The organism is Acrocarpospora phusangensis, assembly GCF_016862995.1.
GTDB lineage: Bacteria > Actinomycetota > Actinomycetes > Streptosporangiales > Streptosporangiaceae > Acrocarpospora > Acrocarpospora phusangensis.
Genome location: NZ_BOOA01000126.1, coordinates 1 through 16868, shown reverse-complemented (window position 1 = coordinate 16868; position 16868 = coordinate 1). Strand labels below are relative to the sequence as shown.

Here is a 16868-nt window from a genome sequence, read left to right as displayed (position 1 = left end):
CGGATAAATCCGGCGTCTAGGCCATTCCAGCCGTTTTTAGTTCGGGCAGGAGGTCGGTTAGGTCCACTGGGAGGTCGGCGGTGGCGTTGACGACCAGGCAGTGGAGGGCGCCGGAGGAGAGGGGCAGGACGTTTTCGGCGGCTTTGGCGATGCCGCGGGCTCGGGCGGCGGGGGACATGGCGCTGGTGGCGCGGGACGCGATGGTGGGGCCGAGAGAGGCGAGGTGCGGGGCGATCAACGGGAGGGCGTGGCAGCGGGACGGGCAGGTGGCGCAGCCGGGGAGCTCGCGGGGCGGGTCCTGGGTGAGGAGTTGGTTGAGGGCGGCCTGGACGTCCGTGTAGCGGGTGGCGGCTTTTGGAGTGAGTTCGGGGGAGTCGCACCAGATCGCGCAGAGGCGGGCGAACTGGCGGGCGGCGCGGTCTCTGCGGAGGCGTTCGGCGGGCGGAAGATCGGGAGAGCCGACGGCGAGGGCGCGGGCTTCGACGATCGTGGTGAGCCAGCGGTGGGCGGAGCGTGTCGCCATGCAGTACGCGGCGTCGCCGGCGGTGTCGCGCCAGCGTTTCCAGAGCGGCCAGAGATCTTCAGCGGTGGCGGTGAGAAGGCCGGCGAAGAAGGCGGAGAGTGCGGCGTCGGTGGTCACGGACTGGCGTTCCGCGGTGCCGAACGCGGTGCAGGGGGAAGGGCACTGGCGGCAGCCGCCGTCCCGGTGCAGGTAGGTCAGGTCGTGCCCGACGAGCGGCGCGGCCTCTCCGGCGGTGGCCGGCTCGTGCATGCGCACCAGTACGGCGGACCCGATCCGGGAATCATGCACCACCGCCTCCCCCGGCGGCAGCGTGGCCAGATGGCGTGACTGGGCGTCCGTGAGGTTGACCGTACCGGCGACGACGGCGCGGTCGTCAAGGGAGACCAGGCGGTGCAGGATCTTGACGTTGGAGTTCTTGACGATCTCCGGTGCGAGCTTGGTCGGGATCTGGTCGGCGATCACGAAGCCTTCGCCGTACGCGCGCATCTCGGCGAGCATGTCGGTGAACATCGTGACGGCCTTGGCCTGGGAGTCGGCGTTCTCGGAACTGGCGGGTCCCCGGGCGGGCCGGAGCAGCCGGTGCGCCTCCTCGATGAGCGTGAGGTGGCGTAATCCCTTGCCGGTCCGGGTCTCGGCGTACTCGTACAGGAGGCTGAGGAGCAGGGCCATGATGAACGCCTTCTCCTCGTCGTCGCCGAGGTTGCGCAACTCGACCACGCAGGGCCGGCTGAACAGCTCGTCCAGCGCGACCGAGCGGTTGGTGTTCAGCGCCATGCCCTTGCCGCCCAGCATCAGGCTGCGCAGCCGGGACCGCAGGGCCGCACCCATGTTCTGGTGGACCTCCCGCGCGTACTGCCGCCGGTCCAGCACGACCTCGATCTTGTCGTAAAGATCACCCAGGGTCGGCGTGAGCGCACTCAGATCCTCGGGCGAGCCGAGCGAATCGTTGAAGGACGTGTCCAGATCCCACCCACGCTCGGTGTAGAGCTCCAGCATCGCCTCTTCGAGCACGTACGGCATGCCCGCGTACATCGGGAAAGCCGCGTTGAACACGGCCTTCAGCAGATCGATGTGCCGAGCCAGCGGCACCCCCGGCACCGGAGTGAACGGATTGAGCCGCAACGGCAACGCGGCGTCCGCCCCGATCGAGTAGACCCGCAGCCGCCCGCGCAACGCCGGATGCCGAGCCAGCTCCCGGTACTCGGCCTTCACCGGCTCGATCACCAGGAACGGCACCCCGAACTCCGTGTACGCCTGCGTGAGCAGGTTCATCGCCGTGGTCGTCTTGCCGTACCCGGTCATGCCGGAGATGAAGACGTGCCGGTTGAGCGCGTCCGCGGTGAGCGTGACCGGTTGCAGTTCCCGCCCGAGCGGATCCAGCAGCCGTCCGAGTTCCACCGTCCGCCCGGTCGGCGAGGGAGCGGACTGCGCGAACTCGCCGATGTCGCGCATCGGCAGCCCCGGGATCTCCCGCGTCGGCAGGTTCATCAGGACCGCGAGTTCGTCGGAGGTCACGCAGGTGCCCAGCGACTCGAAGGCGGGCCCGAGCGGGTGGCCCTGCTTCCCGAGGGCGGGCGTGAGCGACAGCGTCCGCCCGCCCAGCGCGGCCCCGCGTACCAGCCAGGGCGCGGGCCTGATCACCCGCAGCGGCTCCAGCGCGGTCGCGTCGCCCGCGCAGATGCCGCGCAGCGCGCTCGCCACCGCGTCCAGCGTGCCGTCGCTGTCGGCGGCCAGATACACGGAGGTGCGCCACCAGCCCGCGCTCCTGGCCTGCTCGATCCGGTCGATGTGCCGCTGGAGCAGCCGTTCCGCGGCCTCCGCCTCGGCGTCCAGCACCTCGATCCCGACGGATCGGGTGGTCGTCTCGGTCCTGCCGGTGCTCACCGTGGTGCTGCGCTGCGCGTTGGCCAGCCCGGCCAGGATGAACGCGGGCTGGGCCAGGCCGCCCATCTTCTCGGTGAACATCCCGATCACGGTGGCGAACGCGGCCAGCCCGGCGAGCGAGGCGGTCAGCGGGGAGAGCCGGTTGTCGGTCTCGGTCCTGGAGGTGGTGGTGGAGTCGCTGTCGCCGTGAGCTTCGGTGAGGCTTTGCCGTACATAGGAGTGGATGTCGCGTTTGAGGCTTCGGCAGAGGTCGAGGGTCGCGTCGGTGGTGGCGAGGTCGAGGGGTTCGGCCACCACGACGACGGCGTAGTTGCGGTCGCCGACGGCGTTGACCAGGCGGTCGAGGCTCTGGAATGCGGTCGAGCCGGCGCGGGGCGACGGGATGCCGGTGATGAGGGCGAGCGCGGGGGCGGACCGCAGGAAGGCCGACAGTTCGCTCGTGTCGCCCTGGCCGAGCGGGCCGGTCCCGCCGAGTTCGAGACCGCTCAGGTGCGCGCGGAGCACGCTCGCCTGCGCCTGGAGGAAGTCGCCGGTGGAGCCGCGCGAGACCCCTGCCAGGCGGCGTCCGCCCAGGTGGATGCGGTGCCGGGAGCCGGTGCCGTGCAAGGCCATGATCATCGCGTGGCCGTGCCAGTGGCCGGCCGTCAGCGCGTGCGCCATGGCGGCCGTGGTGTCCTCGCCCTGCCGGGGGCGGCCCAGCCTGCGGACCTCGCCGAGCATGGGCACACTGTCCTCGCTCAGATCCGACCGCCAGTACGACGGCTGGAAGTCGGCCAGGTAGCGCCGCTCCAGCAGCGACATCAGCAGCCGGGGCACGTTCTCGCCCGCGTGCCGGCTCAGCTCGACCGCAGCCATGGCGCTGTCCCCTCGTCCTGGCCAGTGAAAGTCGCCGGCTCGGCCGCCGGCACCGGTAGCCCGCTGAAGTACGGCGCCAGCTCCGGCCACCACGCCGCCCCCACGGCCAGATCGTGCTCGGGCGCGTCGCTCCGCCAGGCCCGGTCGTAGAACGGCCAGATCGCCCCCACCCCGCCGACGACCACCTGCCCCTCCAGTTCCCGCAACGCGCCGGTCACCTCGCGCACGCTCGGCCAGGCCAGCATCTCCGCGCGGGAGAGCCGCAGCGGCGTGAACATGCGCTCGGCCAGCGGCCCCCGCCACTGGGTGGGCTGCACCGGATCCAGCGCGGCCCCGAACTCGTACACCCCGTCCAGTACGGCCACCGGATCGACCGCCCCCTCCCCGCACCGATCGAGCACCATCCGCCGCAACTCCGCACACCACGCCCCCGACCCGTACGGAACCGACCGGGCCCCCGGCAGCCGCCGTACCTGCGACTGGTCGGCGTTCACCTGGTAGGAGGCCAGCCATGTGCGGGTCTCCCCGACTACGGCCACCGAGACCCGTCCCCGCCAGGCGCCGTCCACCGGCTCCGACAGCCACCGGCACAGGAGCGCGTCCGCCGGATCCACGCACCCGACCCCGGTCAGCCCGGCCGCGGCGCACACCTCCAGCACCCGCTTCTCCAGCGGTACGGCCAGCGTGATCCGGTACCCCGCGTCAACCCCCAGATACTGGCTCAGCCTCCCCCGAATCCCCCGCAGGAACTCCGGGTCCCACGGATCCTCGGTGGCGCCGCCGCCCCACGCGTTGGGGATCAACCGGCGGCGGCCGTCCCCGACCACGGAGATCTGGGTGCCCAGCCCGGAAGACTCCCGCAGCACGATCGAGCTGCGGGAACGCTGCGGGTCTACGCCGATCGCGGCGGTCATGAGACCATGCGCCGTTCCGCCTCGGCCAGGCAGTCGCGGGCCAGTTCGTGGAGTTTGAAGCGCAGTGTCCTGGCCGACAGCAGCGGGGTCTCGTCCGGGTCGGCGGGCGCCTGGCCCGAAGGCGTACAGGAGGCCAGGATCAGCTGCCTGACCTCCTCCTGGCGGGCCATCAGGCGGGCGGCCGCGTCCCGTCCGGCCGTGCGCGCGCTGGCCTTGGTCGCCTCCCGGTCGACGCGGATGGAGTCGTTGATGCCCTTGCCGCCGCCGATCAGGCCGCCGAGCACACCGCCGACGACCGTGCCCACGCCGGGAAAAAGGAACGTTCCGACGGTGGCGCCGATCGCCGCGCCGGCGCCGCCCTTGCCCAGCCGGACATCGGTGTTGCTCACCGGGACGGTCACGTCCGGGGGCCGGAGGCTGTCCTTCAGCCGCTTGACGGCGGCGGCCGGGAGGGCACGGTACTTGTTCTCGCGGGCGCACTCGTTCGCGGCGGCGACCAGGTCGTCGGCCAGGCGGTCGGCGGCGTCGCGCAGCTTGCCGGTGAGCAGCGAGCCGTACGCGGTGTTGTAGAGGAAGTTGCTCTCGATCTGGGCCTCGATCTGCGGGCCGCAGCGTTCGATCTCCTCCCGGTGGCGGGCGAAGCAGGCGGACACGGCCTGGTTGAGGGCCCTGCGGAAGCCGCGTTCGCGTTCGTTGAACTTGGCGCGCTCGCGGGCGATCTGGTCGCGCCGATGTTCGAGGGCGGACTGGTGCCGGCGTACGCGGTCCTCCATCTCCTCGGCGACGCCGCGGACCCCGAAGGCGGCGTGTTCCAGCCGAGCCGTCAGCACGCGCGGGCTGAGCGAGTCCAGCAGGTGACGGGCCTGCGGCCCGCCGTACGCCGCCGGATCGCCGGCGCAGGCCCGCGCGGACACGAACACCACCTGGGGGCGGTGGCCGAACACGGAGGTGATCCGGGTCCGGATGGGTTCGGCGCGTTCGGCGAGGAAACGCCGCCAGTACTCGGGGGTGTCCTGGCCCAGGAAGACGTTGACCACGAAGAGCACCTTGCTCGTGCCGAACTGCGCCATGTGGTCGTTGAGGAAGGCCTGTTCGGTCTCCGACATCGGCTGCCGCGAGTTCACCACCCAGACCAGCAGATCCGCCGCCGAGGCGGCCTCCGTGGCGCGCGCGTTCATCGCCGCGGTGTCGTCGATGCCCGGCGAGTCCACCCAGGTCACGTCCGGCGGGATCGAGCTGCTGGCCAGGGTCAGCAGGATGCGCTCGACCCGGTGCACCTCATCCCGGTAGTCGCCGGAGGAGTCCACCAGGGAGACCTGCCGGGCGATGGCCGACGTGCTGAAGGCCAGCAGCCTGCGCTTCCTGCCGTTGTAGGAGAACGCCTGATCCCGGGAGCCCGACTGGATCCAGCAGGGCACACCCGTCTCGGGATAGTCGTCCGTCGGCAGCAGCGCCCGGCCGATCAGGGCGTTGATCAGGCTGGACTTGCCGGAGCTGAACCGGCCGCCGAACACGATCGTGGCCTCGGTCCGGCGCAGCGGCTCGACCGCCGCCTGGAAGCTGTCCCGCACACCGTTCCCGGCGCACTCCGGTAACAGCTGGTCAGCGCGTCGCGTGATCTCCTCCAGCATCGTGGCTCACCTCTGCTGCGCGATGGTCAGGGCCCGCTTGAGCTCCAGCTGGCAGGCCGCCAGCGCGGTCGCGCTCCGGTCCAGATCGGCCAGGATCTGGTCCTTCTCGCCCTGCTCGCGCTGGTTGATGCTGACGATCTCCTGGATGTTGCGCTCCTCCTCGTCGATGAGCGCGGAGATCTCGCTGGTGGCCGTGGCCTCCATGGCGTCGAATCGTTCGGCCAGCTCGCGGGCGATGGCGGCGCTCTTCTCCTCGGGCATCAGGCGGAGCTGGTCGTCGGCGACCTTCCGTACCGCGCGTTTGGCCCGCTCGGCGAGGCCGAGGTTGCCGCCGACGATGCTCGCCACCGCGGCCGAGAGCAGCACCACGGTGATCACCACGGGGGCCGCGGTGACGCCGAGCGCGCCGATCGCCAGCCAGGCCCCGGCCGCGCCGACCGCGCCGCCCAGCGCGCCGCGCCAGCCGCCCGCGCCGCCGCCGACCACCGCGCCCACGTTGCCGAACAGCAGCCCGGCCACCGCGCCCAGCACCCGGTCGGTGGTGCCCACGATCGAGCCGGACCCGGCCTCCACCTTCCAGCCGGTCAGCTCCAGGTGGATCTCGTCGAACTGCCGCCCGATCGTGGCGATCTCGTTCTCCAGGTCCTCGCCCAGCTCCTCCAGGACCGAACGCAGGATCGCGCCCGCCTCGGTCCTGCCCCACTCCTCGATCCGGGCGGCCACGAACAGGTTGATCGCGTCGGAGACCTCGCGCTTCATCTTCTCCTGGCGCAGCACCGCGATCAGCGACCTGGAGATCTCCACCGACTCCAGGTGGCCCGCCAGCTCGGCCCTGATCCGGGATACCAGCGCCGTGAAACTGGCGATCAGCTCGCTCTCCGCCCGCGCCCGGTGCCGCTTGAACAGGCGCGGGATCTTCGCCGGCCGGTCCTTGATGGCCGTCAGGCTCGGCAGGATGCTCGTGTACGCCTCCCGCAGCCTGGCCTGATCGGCCTGCGTGGCCTGCCGGCGCTGCGCGATCTGCTGCTCGACCGTGGCGGCCATGGTGCTGGCCTGGGTGGCGTACTTCTTCAGGTGCTCGTGCAGGCGCTCCTCGTTGAGGAAGGCGGCCAGGCGCTTCTCGAACTCCAGCAGCCCCGACGCCTCGATCATCCGCTGGTCGCCGGTGTAGCGGCCGTCCCTGGCCTGGTTGGCGTCCACGAAGTAGATCCCGCGGGTGGCCAGGTCCTGGCCGGTCCAGGAGGGGCCCTGCTGGTGGTCGCGGACGTACTTGTTCCAGAAGAAGCCCTTCAGCTTCTCGTCGGCCTTCTTGCCGTGCATCAGGTTGACGACGCTGAAGACGCGGGTGCCGTCCGCGACCACCCGGGAGACCTCGTCGAGTTCGCTCATGCCCATGGGGGAGTCGCTGCGGTAGACCACGATGGCGGCGTCGCAGCGGCCGGTGGCGTCCCGGGTGACCGCGCTCCTGGTGGGGTTCTCGTCCAGGCCGGGTGAGTCGTACACGATGACGCCGGCCTGGCAGAGGGTCGCGGGGAAGCCCATCTCGAACTGGCGGATGTGGGCGAACCGCTTGATGTTCTCCTCCTCGTCGTAATAGAGCGAGGATTCCTGCAGGTAGCGGGAGAACGTCCACTCCTCGGCCTTGGAATCGAAACCCCACGCCTTCACGAACGGCGGGTCCGCGTACTGCACGCCGGTCAGGATGGCGGTGGCGGGCAGGTCGTCGACCACCATCGGCCCCTTGTGGCCCTGCAGGTCCACCGGCACCGTGGTGCCGCCCATCAGCGCGTTGAGCAGGGTCGACTTGCCGTTCTTGAAGCGGCCCATGACGATGATGTTGAACGTGTCGGACCGCAGCTGCCGCCCGGTCTCGCGCAGCCGGTCGGAGGTCTCCCGCATGGCGAGGGACTCGGCGATGCCGGCCAGGTCGTCGATAGCCCGCGTCGCGGATGACTTGGCCTGGTCCACCCCGGCCTTGATCCGCTCCGCGAGCTCGGAGACGTTCTCGGTGTTCGCCACCGTGCTTCCTTCCTTGAGGGGGCTTTGAGGGGGCCTTGAGGGGCTTAGGGGCTTTGAGGGGGCTACAGCCGCTGCCGTAACGCGCGGAGCTGGTCGCCGGCTGTGTCGTCCGGCTCTGGGGAGGCTTGGTCGAGGGCTTGGTCGAGGCGGTCGAAATGCCAGGCCATCTGTCGTTTAGAGGCGGCTAGCGACCTTTTGATACGTTCCGCCGCCGTTTGCCGGACCGTGGCGACGGACGCGACGATGGCGCCCCGCGCCTGGACGGCGATCTCCTGCTCGGCCTGGCCACCCCGCAGGTAGCGGCCGACCAGATGGGTGCCGGTCGCGCCCAGCGTGCCGAGGGCGGCGGCGGGCAGCAGGCCGACGCCGAAGGTGAGCGCGACCGCTCCGGTGAGCGCGCCGCCCACCAGGGTCATCGGCAGTTCGGACGACTTCTCCGGCGGCCGCCAGGAGGCCGCCATCCGGGGATCGGAGGTGTCGGTGTCGGGCGTCAGCTGGACGCCGTCCGCCAGCACGCCCGGGTAGGTCCGGCCCGACGCGTGCGGCGCGACCCGGTTCACCAGGTCCCAGTCCACGTCGTCGAGCAGGTCCGCCGTCTCGCTGTTGATTTGCGCGACCCGCGCCGAGAACGCCGCCGCGTTGGTCCGCCGCCAGCGCTGCACCCCCTGCTCGTAGTAGCGGTTGACGACCGCCACCGCGCCGCTGTCCGACAACTGCTGGCGATGCCGGGACAGGTACGCCTCCAGCCCGTTGACCAGGTCCTGCTCCAGCATCTGCAGCGAGGCGGCCACCTGCCGCTCGTACGTGAGCAGGTCGGAGTCCAACCGGCGCAGCAGCCGCTGACCGGCCTCGGCCACGGTCGTACGGGTGGAGGCGAGGTGCCGCTGTTCGCGGGTCGAGGCGGCGGCCTGCTGATCGGCGTGCTCCCGATCGGCCAGCGCCAGCGCGTACGCGGCCCGCGCGCCGCCGATCAGATCCTCGCCCGGCGTGTTCGCCCAGGCGGTCAGCAGTTCACGATCCCGTTCCACCCGAGGGGTCAGGGCGGTGCCGCTCCACAGCAGGCAGCCGCGTTCGGCCAGGTTCTGCCCCGCCCACTCCTCGTCCGGGTCGCCCACCAGCAGCCGCCAGGCGCTGCGCTCCACGACCTGGAGATCGCCGGGTCCGGCCAGCGCCTCGGCGCCGACCATCACGACCCGCACCGTCGGGGACGGCCTGGCCAGCATCGCCGTGGCCGCCTCCACCGCCTCGGGCGTCAGCAGCTGACCGCACTGGAGCGCCACGATGACGCGGTTGGCGGTGAGCGTGGGCGCGCTCTCCAGGTCGCCGGTGGTCACCGGGTGCCCGGCGGATTCGAGCCAGGCGCGCAGGGGTGTGCTGTCGGTGCCGGCGGAGGCGTACAGCGTGAGGGTGCGGTCGGCCGGGTCCTGGAGGGAGCCGGTGAACGCGGTGACCGTGGCCCATCCCCGCGCGCGGGCGAGCGCCGCCGTGTCCGCGAGGATCCTCTGGTGCTCCATCACCGCTCCAGCCAGTCGAAGAAGTCGGGGGTCAGGGCCCGGAACCAGGGGAGGCCCTCGCGGGGGAGCACCGCGTGCAGGATCTCGCCGACGTCGGCCCTGATCGGTTCGGGACCTGTCTCGCCGCGGAAGAAGTGCGGCGCGGCCTCGCCGATCAGCTCGTCGAACAGCCGCAGGTCCTCCTTGGCCTGGGCGAACGTCCGTCCGGTCGGCGTGACGGTGACCGCTTCCGTGGGGATCTGTCCGTACGGCGTGACGCTCTGGTGCGCGTACACGAGCACCTGGCGCCGTCGCGCGGACATGGCCCACCAGCGGTCGGGCGGGCTCAGCCGGAGCGGGCGGCCCGGGGCGCGGGCGGCCGGGGCGGCGAACACGGCGTACGCCGGGGTCGTCCAGCGCAGCGTGGGCAGGGGCGCGGAGACGTAGTGTTCGGCCGGGATCTCGCTCTGCCGGAGCGGGTGGGTCGCAATCTTCTTGCGAATCTGCTCGTACGCGATGAATTCCGTCATATTGTCCTCCCCGAGTTCGCGATGTCGGTCACCACGCTGAAGCCTCCGGCCTGCAGCCAGGCGGCGTCCATGGTGGCGGCATCCACGAACTTGCCGGATTCGCCGGTTCCACTGTCGTTGATGAAGAAGCCTTGGATTTCGCCATTTGATGGGTTTCGCGCGACGCCGGTCACACTGACGGCGTGGTTGTACTGACCGGATTCGAGGTAGTTCGCGTCCTGCCAGAGTTCACCCGCGTTGGCCTCGATGATGACGCCGCGCCCTTGTTCGACGTTGGCGGCCAGATCCTCCAGGGAATCGCCGGTTTCCACATGGGCGGGAACGCCGAAGTCGGACAGAATCTTGGCTTGTTCGAACGGGGTGGTTCCGCCGGATTTGGTGGGGTCGTCGGAGACGTTGCATAAGCCGTTCTGGACGGCGTAGTCGACGAGTTCGGCCTCGGTGACGTCCACCCCGAATCGGCGGAGCTGATTCATGTCGGAGCAGAGGCCGCAGGTGCCTTGGAAGTCGGGGTTCGTGCCCTGGAGGTGGTTGTACTCGGCGAGGCCGGAGACGTCCCCGAGGACGAGGGACTCCCTTCCGTCGGGGAGCACGTCCAGGCTGTAGGGGACATCCACCATGCCGAGATCGATCGGTGGGGGGACGTCTGGGGCGAGATCTCCAGGTGTGTCGTAGCTCATTCGGCGCCTCCGGGCGGGTGAGAACGAACGTTCACCTGATAGACCCGGGGGGTCGGGGCATCTTTACCGATTGCCGGAATTTCCCAGGGATCGGGGAGATATCGCGCGACCTTCGTGCATGCGGCCCTTAACGCGCCCTGCCATCCCCGGCGGCGATACGCCCGCTTCTCCAGCACCACCAGCCGGAACGCCTCCGCCTCACTCGCACTGAGCCGCTCCCGCCGCGCCGCCCCGGCCCGCCCGAACCCCTGCTCCAGCGCCTCCAGCCCGCCGATGTCCTCCGCATGCTCGGTGAACAGGAACACCCTCAACTTGGGTACGGCCCGGCAATGCGCGACCGCACACGCCTCCGGCCGTACCCCGAGTAACTCGGATATCCCGGCCCAGGTGATCCCGGGCTGGGCCAACCGCTGCCGTACGACGTCGAACTCCAGCCGATTGACGGCACCCTTCCGAAACGCCCCTTCCAGCGCCTCGCCCAACCACCCCGGTTGATCACCGGCATCCGGACCCGAAGCCTGGCCTCCGCGCTCGTCCTTTTCGAGCTGCTGATCGAGGACAACCTCTCGGCCGGCTTGCTTGGATCGTTCCATACCGAAGCGCGCGGCCTCTCGCGCCGCGATGGCCATCACCCAGGTCACATACTGCGATTCCCCGCGAAAACTCGAATGCCCCCGCCAAGCCCGAACCGCTATCCGCTGAAAAAGATCATCAGCATCCGTCCGCTGCCAGGTAACCCGCCGACAATAGGCGGCTACCTCCCCCTGAACCCCCACCCAAACATCCTCAAACGACCCCACCGGACGCCCTCAGCCCTTAAACCGTTCCAACCCCGCCACCAAGGACCCCCGCGTCCCATCGCCCTCTACCTATCACCCCCCATCCCAGACATCAAGATTCCAACCAAAACTAAGGTTGCCAATTGCCAATCACCCCTCACCACAACCGAAACCAGAAATATCCTCCCAAGCCACACTCTGACCGTTTTAGGCCATCGAACAACTGCAACATAAGGGACTTTCCTCCAGCAAGGAATTGGCGTCCCTTAAAATTGGGCTTCTAGGCCCGGAAATAAGCTCAACCCGAATCCTCCGAAGGCCCGGGACCTCTCCCACCGTCACGAGGATTCGGGGGGTTGCAGGAGTTCGCGGATGTCTTGGGGGAGTTGGCTGAGGGCGTGTTCGACGGGGGCGGGGGACATTTCATCGCGTAGGGCGGCGGTGACGATCGGGGCGAGTTTGGGGACGTCCGTGCGGGCGATGCGGCCCGACTGGGCGAAGTGTTCGATGAACTCCTGGCGGTCCCGGCGGATCGGGACGGCGCTGGGGTTCCAGCCGTTGTAGTAGATGCCGCGCAGGAGGTCGGGCAGCTGGGCGGCCAGGTGGGCCGCGCCTTCCACGGTCAGGCCGTCCCTGACGGAGTGCAGCCAGCGCCGCAGCACGTGGTAGACGAACTCCCGGTCCTCGGTGCCGATGGAGTTGCCGAGGTCCGCCAACCAGCGGTTGGTGGTGTGAATGGTGCGTTCGAGACTGTGTACTCCTGTGGGTGACATGACCCTCACCGCCTTCCCCATACCTGCGATCGCCGCCGTTCGGCCCGGTCAGGGACGGACGGTTCCGTGGACGAAGTGACCGGCGAACCAGTCGCGGGCCAGTTCCGCGACCGTTTCGAGCGCTCCGGGCTCCTCGAACAGGTGGCCCGCGCCGGGGACGATCTGCAGGCGGTTCTCACAGCGCATCCGCACCTGCGCCGCCCGGTTGAGATCGATCACCACCTTGTCGTCCCCGCCCACGATCAGCAGGGTCGCCGCCCGTACGGCGGGGAGCTTGGGCGCGGCCAGGTCGGGCCGCCCGCCCCGGGACACGACCGCGTTCACCTGGTCGCCCAGCTCCGCCGTCGCCCAGAGCGCGGCCGCGGCCCCGGTGCTGGCCCCGAAGTAGCCCATCGGCAGCCCGGTGGCCCGGGGCTGCTCGACCAGCCAGTCGGTCACCCGCATGAGTCGCGCGGCCAGCAGCTCGATGTCGAACACGTTGCGCCGGTTGACCTCCTCCTCCCGGGTGAGCAGGTCGAACAGGAGCGTCGCCAGGCCGGCACGGTTGAGCGCGGAGGCCACGTACCGGTTGCGCGGGCTCTGCCGGCTGCTGCCGCTGCCGTGCACGAAGACCACGACTCCGGTCGCGTGCGCCGGGACGGCGAACTGGCCGCCCAGCCGTACCCGCCCGGCGTTCACCTCGACTTCCTCGACGTGGTCGTCCATATCGGAACTAGCCATGATCTTCCCGTGCTCTCCCCCGAGGGATGCGGCCCCGACGATGTTCAGCTCGCCGTACGGACCACCCGAGATGCCGCCCCAACTCGCACGTCGCAAACCGGCAAGCACGTAGACCTCCCTCTTTACCTTCGACCCGAAAGCCCCCTTCGTGGTAGGGCCGAAAGTCCCGGAGTGGTTCAGCGGCGCCGTACGGCCCGGAGGACGGCGTCGAAGACGGTGATCGATCGGCCTTCGGGGTCGACGGCCGGGCGTCCGGGCGAGGAGGCCGTGATGTCCCACTCGTCCGGGTCCAGGGTGGCCGCGATCTGCTCCGCGGTGAACATGAGGTCGGGGAAGTGGGGGCGGCCCATCGTGGTCTCCAGGTCCTTCGGGTGGTGGCCGACGACGAGAAGCGTTCCCCCGGGGCGTACGGCCGCGGCCAGGCGCCGGTGGAGGGCCTGGAGCTCCGGGCGGGGGAGGTGGATGAACTGCGCCGAAACCAGGTCGAACTGTCGCGGTGCGGGGTCCCAGGTCAGGACGTCGGCGTGCTCCCAGGTGATCCGGTTCGCGATCTCGGCGCCGGCTTCGGCGGCCTGCTTGGCGGCGCGGTCCAGCGCCACCTGGGACACGTCGGCCCCGGTGACCTGCCAGCCGCGCGAGGCCAGCCAGATCACGTCGGCTCCTTCACCGCAGCCGACGTCCAGCGCGCTGCCCGGGGCGAGATCGGTGGCGGTGGAGACGAGTCGCGGGTTGGGGTTGCCGCTCCAGATCCTGTCGGCGGAGCCGTAGCGTTCGTCCCAGAACTGCTGAGTGAAGAGCGCACTGACGTCCATGTCCTGATCGTGGGTATGGCCGTGGCCGGCGGCGCTCGCCGTGCTGGTGGCGTGGCTCTCGGCCGTGGTCGCGGCGATCGGGTCGGGAGCGTCTCCCTGCCGGGTCATGGGGTTCTCAATTCCGTTCGCAGATGTGCTCCCGTAGGCCGTGACGGCGAGGCGGGTGTCTTCGGCGATCAGGTCGGCGTTGATGGCGGCGGCCGCGAAGGTGCCGGCGGCGGCCGAGGTGACGACCTGGGCCATGAGGTCGGTGACATTGCCGGCCACCCAGACGCCCGGGACCTCGGTGAGTCCGGTGGGGTCGGCGGCGATGAACTCGCCCTGGCCGGTCGGGTGCGCGGTGGGGTGCAGGCCGAGGTCCGCCAGCACCCGCGAGGACGACACGAACCGGGGGGCGACGGTCACCGCCTGGCGGGCTATGACGGTCCCGTCGGCCATCCGCACCCCGGTGATGCGGTCGTCGGTGACGACGAGGGAGTCCACCGGACCGGTGACGATCCGGACGCCGAGGGCGGCCAGCTGCTCGGCCTGCTCGTCGGTCAGCGGCGGCGCGGTATTCGTGAACAGCACGAGATCGGACGTCAGTTGCCGGAACAGCAACGCCTGATGCACCGCGACCGGTCCGGTCCCGAGCACACCGATCGCCTGGTCGCGAACCTCCCACCCATGGCAGTACGGGCAGTGCACCACGTCTCGCCCCCACCGCTCCCGTACCCCGGCGACCTCGGGCAGTTCGTCGACCAGCCCCGTGGTCACCAGCACCCGCCGCGCGGTGACGACCCTCCCGTCGCCGAGTTCCACCTCGAACCCGTCCGCGCTCTGGCGTACCGTCGTCGCCTCGCCCGAGACCAGAAGCCCGCCGTAGTGGGCGACCTCCTTACGCCCGGTCTCGACCAACTCGGCCGGCTTCATGCCGTCCCGGGTCAGGAACCCGTGCACCCCCGACGCGGGCGCGTTCCGCGGCGACCCCGCATCGATCACGACCACCGAGCGCCGGACCCTCCCGAGCATCACCGCCCCGCTCAACCCGGCGGCTCCGCCACCGATCACCGCCACATCGAATCTCTCCGCCAGCCGATCCGCTGGTTCCTTGGTCATCACGACCACCTCCACCCAGCACCATGCAACCGCCGGTTCAGACTCCGCAAACTTCCTTGCCGTTATGGCAAACTGCCCCCATGGACGACAATCTGGACAGTGTGCTGGCCTCCGTCGGCCCTCGCCTGCGCGCCCTCCGCCGCCAACGCGAAACCACCCTGACCGACCTGTCCACCACCACCGGCATCTCGGTCTCCACCCTGTCCCGCCTGGAATCCGGCCAGCGCCGCCCCACCCTGGAGCTCCTCCTGCTCCTCGCCCGCGCGTACGGCGTGCAACTCGACGAACTGGTCGGCGCCCCCCTGACCGGCGACCCCCGCGTCCACCTCCGCCCGGTCACCTACAACGGGCTGACGATGATCCCCCTCACCCGCCGCGCCGGAGGCGTCCAGGCCTACAAACTGATCATCCCGCCCACCCGGAACGCCCCCGAGCAGAAAACCCACGAAGGCTACGAGTGGATCTACGTCCTCAACGGCCGTCTCCGCCTCCTCCTGGGCGACCAGGACCTCCTCATCACCCCCGGCGAAGCCGCCGAATTCGACACCCGAATCCCCCACTGGTTCGGCAACTCCGACCCCACCCCCGTCGAAGTCCTCGTCCTCTTCGGCCGCCAGGGCGAACGCGTCCACCTCCGCGCCAGATCCGTCCCCGACTAGCGATCTGCGCCGCGCCCGAGCCAGGCGCTGCCAGTCGGGAACCGCGATGTCGAGGTCGACCACCGCTGACCTAACCCCTGGCCGCCTCTCGCCCCTTCCCCGTAGTACTAGCCCCAGTCGCACGCGGCGGGCCTCCACATCCCTCCATGTCCTCACTCGTAACATTCAGGAGCGCGTTTATGGCACACGGTAACCGGGAGGTCGATCGCCCGGCTGATGCTGTGAGGTGCCGTGTGGGGGTGCAGCGCCGAGTCGTTCCCGGCCGGCACGCCGCAGTAGATGCGATCGCCTCGACGATTCGCGGAAGGACGGTTGATGACTGAGATTTACGACCATCTAGGAAATCCGGTCACGCATGGCCGGGCGCACGTCAACGGCATCCGTATGCATTACGTGACCGCCGGGCAGGGTGAACCGCTGCTTCTGCTACACGGAACGCCAAAAAATCATTTCTACTGGTACAAGCTAATTCCGCTGCTGACCGAACAATTCACGATCGTTGCGCCCGATCTCCGTGGTTTCGGCTACAGCGACAAGCCGCCGGCCGAGGAAGGCTACGACAGCCTAACCAGTACAACCGATCTGGCCGAGCTGATGCATCAGCTCGGTCACGCGAGCTACCACGTCCATGGGGAGGACCGGGGCGCGGAGTATGGGTACGTACTTGCCGCCACGCGACCCGAGCACGTCAGAACGCTTTCGTTCGGCGAGATGCTACTCTCCGGTGAAGGCCTCGAGAAGTGGTCGAACTTCACGCCGGACCACATTTCTGCCCAGTATCAGCGTCAAGGTATCTGGCTGTGGCATATCCCGTTCTTCTGGATGCCGCACATCCCGGAGATGCTGATCACCGGGCACGAGCGAGAATTCTGGGAATACTGGATCAAAGCCGAAACCTACAACCCGTACGCCATCTCCGAGGAAGCGATCTCCGAGTGGATCAGCTGCCTCAAGGCACCAGGCGGTCTGCGCGGTTGTCTTGAGAGCTATCGCGCCGGCCTCAGAAACGCACACATCAACCGCGACCTCAAGCAGACCAAACTGACGCTGCCGATCATGACGGTGAGCGCAACGGAATTCTTCGGCCCTCTTGTCGCCGACCAAATGCGTAAGGTGTCCGCGGGCGTCGAACGCAGCCATGTCTTCGATCAGTGCGGCCACAGCCTCGCGCTCGAAGCCGAGCACCGGCTGGCCACCGCCCTTCGCGACTTCATGCTCGGCCGTTGAAACCGTGTCCAGAACCGCCCGGCCCTCTTTAGACCTAATGGCGCACTCGCACTGACGTCTCTCACTATCGGGCCGGCCAGTGGTGGACGGGAGGCATCATCGTCGGACGCATGACGGGCCGCCTCTCGATGAGGACTGGTCCCTCATTCCCGGCCGGGGCAGATGTGTGAGCGCTGCGGCTGGCTACGAGAAGGGTAGTCGCGCAGTAAGACACTCTAGAAAGGCCGATGGCCACCTCCGTAGGACGGAAGTGGCCTTCTAGCTGGTACTT

The 16868-nt window shown here is 69.5% G+C and carries 13 protein-coding genes; 2 read left to right on the top strand and 11 right to left on the bottom strand.

Annotation, left to right across the window (positions count from 1 at the left end; translation table 11 throughout):
- Positions 1-16: 16 nt before the first annotated feature.
- From Aph01nite_RS42370 to Aph01nite_RS41895, 11 genes are all read right to left on the bottom strand, one after another.
- Positions 17-3262 carry an ATP-binding protein gene (locus Aph01nite_RS42370; RefSeq protein WP_204046043.1) on the bottom strand — a complete coding sequence of 1082 codons (3246 nt, stop codon included), beginning with the start codon at positions 3260-3262 and terminating at the stop codon, positions 17-19.
- Entirely contained in the window at positions 3244-4176 is a 933-nt protein-coding gene (locus Aph01nite_RS38620; RefSeq protein ID WP_204046042.1) for a hypothetical protein, read from the bottom strand. Before Aph01nite_RS38620 ends, Aph01nite_RS42370 begins: the two co-directional genes overlap by 19 nt.
- Positions 4173-5807, bottom strand: a complete 1635-nt coding sequence (locus Aph01nite_RS38615) for a dynamin family protein (protein ID WP_204046041.1) — start codon at positions 5805-5807, stop codon at positions 4173-4175. The genes Aph01nite_RS38620 and Aph01nite_RS38615 overlap by 4 nt, the downstream gene beginning before the upstream one ends.
- Positions 5808-5813: 6 nt before the next feature.
- Positions 5814-7826 carry a dynamin family protein gene (locus Aph01nite_RS38610; protein WP_204046040.1) on the bottom strand — a complete coding sequence of 671 codons (2013 nt, stop codon included), beginning with the start codon at positions 7824-7826 and terminating at the stop codon, positions 5814-5816.
- Between the two features lie 62 nt (positions 7827-7888).
- Positions 7889-9340, bottom strand: coding sequence for a hypothetical protein (locus Aph01nite_RS38605; RefSeq protein ID WP_204046039.1), 1452 nt, complete (start codon positions 9338-9340; stop codon positions 7889-7891).
- The gene (locus Aph01nite_RS38600) at positions 9340-9849 is read right to left on the bottom strand and encodes a hypothetical protein (protein WP_204046038.1); all 510 of its coding nucleotides are present in this window, start codon (positions 9847-9849) and stop codon (positions 9340-9342) included. The genes Aph01nite_RS38605 and Aph01nite_RS38600 overlap by 1 nt, the downstream gene beginning before the upstream one ends.
- Entirely contained in the window at positions 9846-10529 is a 684-nt protein-coding gene (locus Aph01nite_RS38595; RefSeq protein WP_204046037.1) for a C39 family peptidase, read from the bottom strand. The genes Aph01nite_RS38600 and Aph01nite_RS38595 overlap by 4 nt, the downstream gene beginning before the upstream one ends.
- Positions 10526-11305: an RNA polymerase sigma factor gene (locus Aph01nite_RS38590; RefSeq protein ID WP_204046036.1), complete on the bottom strand. Its 780-nt coding sequence runs from the start codon at positions 11303-11305 to the stop codon at positions 10526-10528. The genes Aph01nite_RS38595 and Aph01nite_RS38590 overlap by 4 nt, the downstream gene beginning before the upstream one ends.
- A gap of 341 nt (positions 11306-11646) precedes the next feature.
- Entirely contained in the window at positions 11647-12081 is a 435-nt protein-coding gene (locus tag Aph01nite_RS38585; protein ID WP_204046035.1) for a DUF2267 domain-containing protein, read from the bottom strand.
- A 48-nt stretch (positions 12082-12129) separates the two neighbouring features.
- The gene (locus Aph01nite_RS38580) at positions 12130-12801 is read right to left on the bottom strand and encodes a dienelactone hydrolase family protein (RefSeq protein ID WP_239162303.1); all 672 of its coding nucleotides are present in this window, start codon (positions 12799-12801) and stop codon (positions 12130-12132) included.
- Positions 12802-12977: 176 nt separating this feature from the next.
- Entirely contained in the window at positions 12978-14711 is a 1734-nt protein-coding gene (locus tag Aph01nite_RS41895; protein ID WP_239162302.1) for a bifunctional NAD(P)/FAD-dependent oxidoreductase/class I SAM-dependent methyltransferase, read from the bottom strand.
- A gap of 80 nt (positions 14712-14791) precedes the next feature.
- Here Aph01nite_RS41895 and Aph01nite_RS38565 point away from each other — a divergent pair, with 80 nt between their 5' ends.
- On the top strand, positions 14792-15370 hold the full coding sequence (locus Aph01nite_RS38565; RefSeq protein ID WP_204046034.1) for a helix-turn-helix domain-containing protein: 579 nt from the start codon (positions 14792-14794) through the stop codon (positions 15368-15370).
- A gap of 315 nt (positions 15371-15685) precedes the next feature.
- Positions 15686-16597, top strand: coding sequence for an alpha/beta fold hydrolase (locus tag Aph01nite_RS38560; RefSeq protein WP_204046033.1), 912 nt, complete (start codon positions 15686-15688; stop codon positions 16595-16597).
- Positions 16598-16868: the final 271 nt, after the last annotated feature.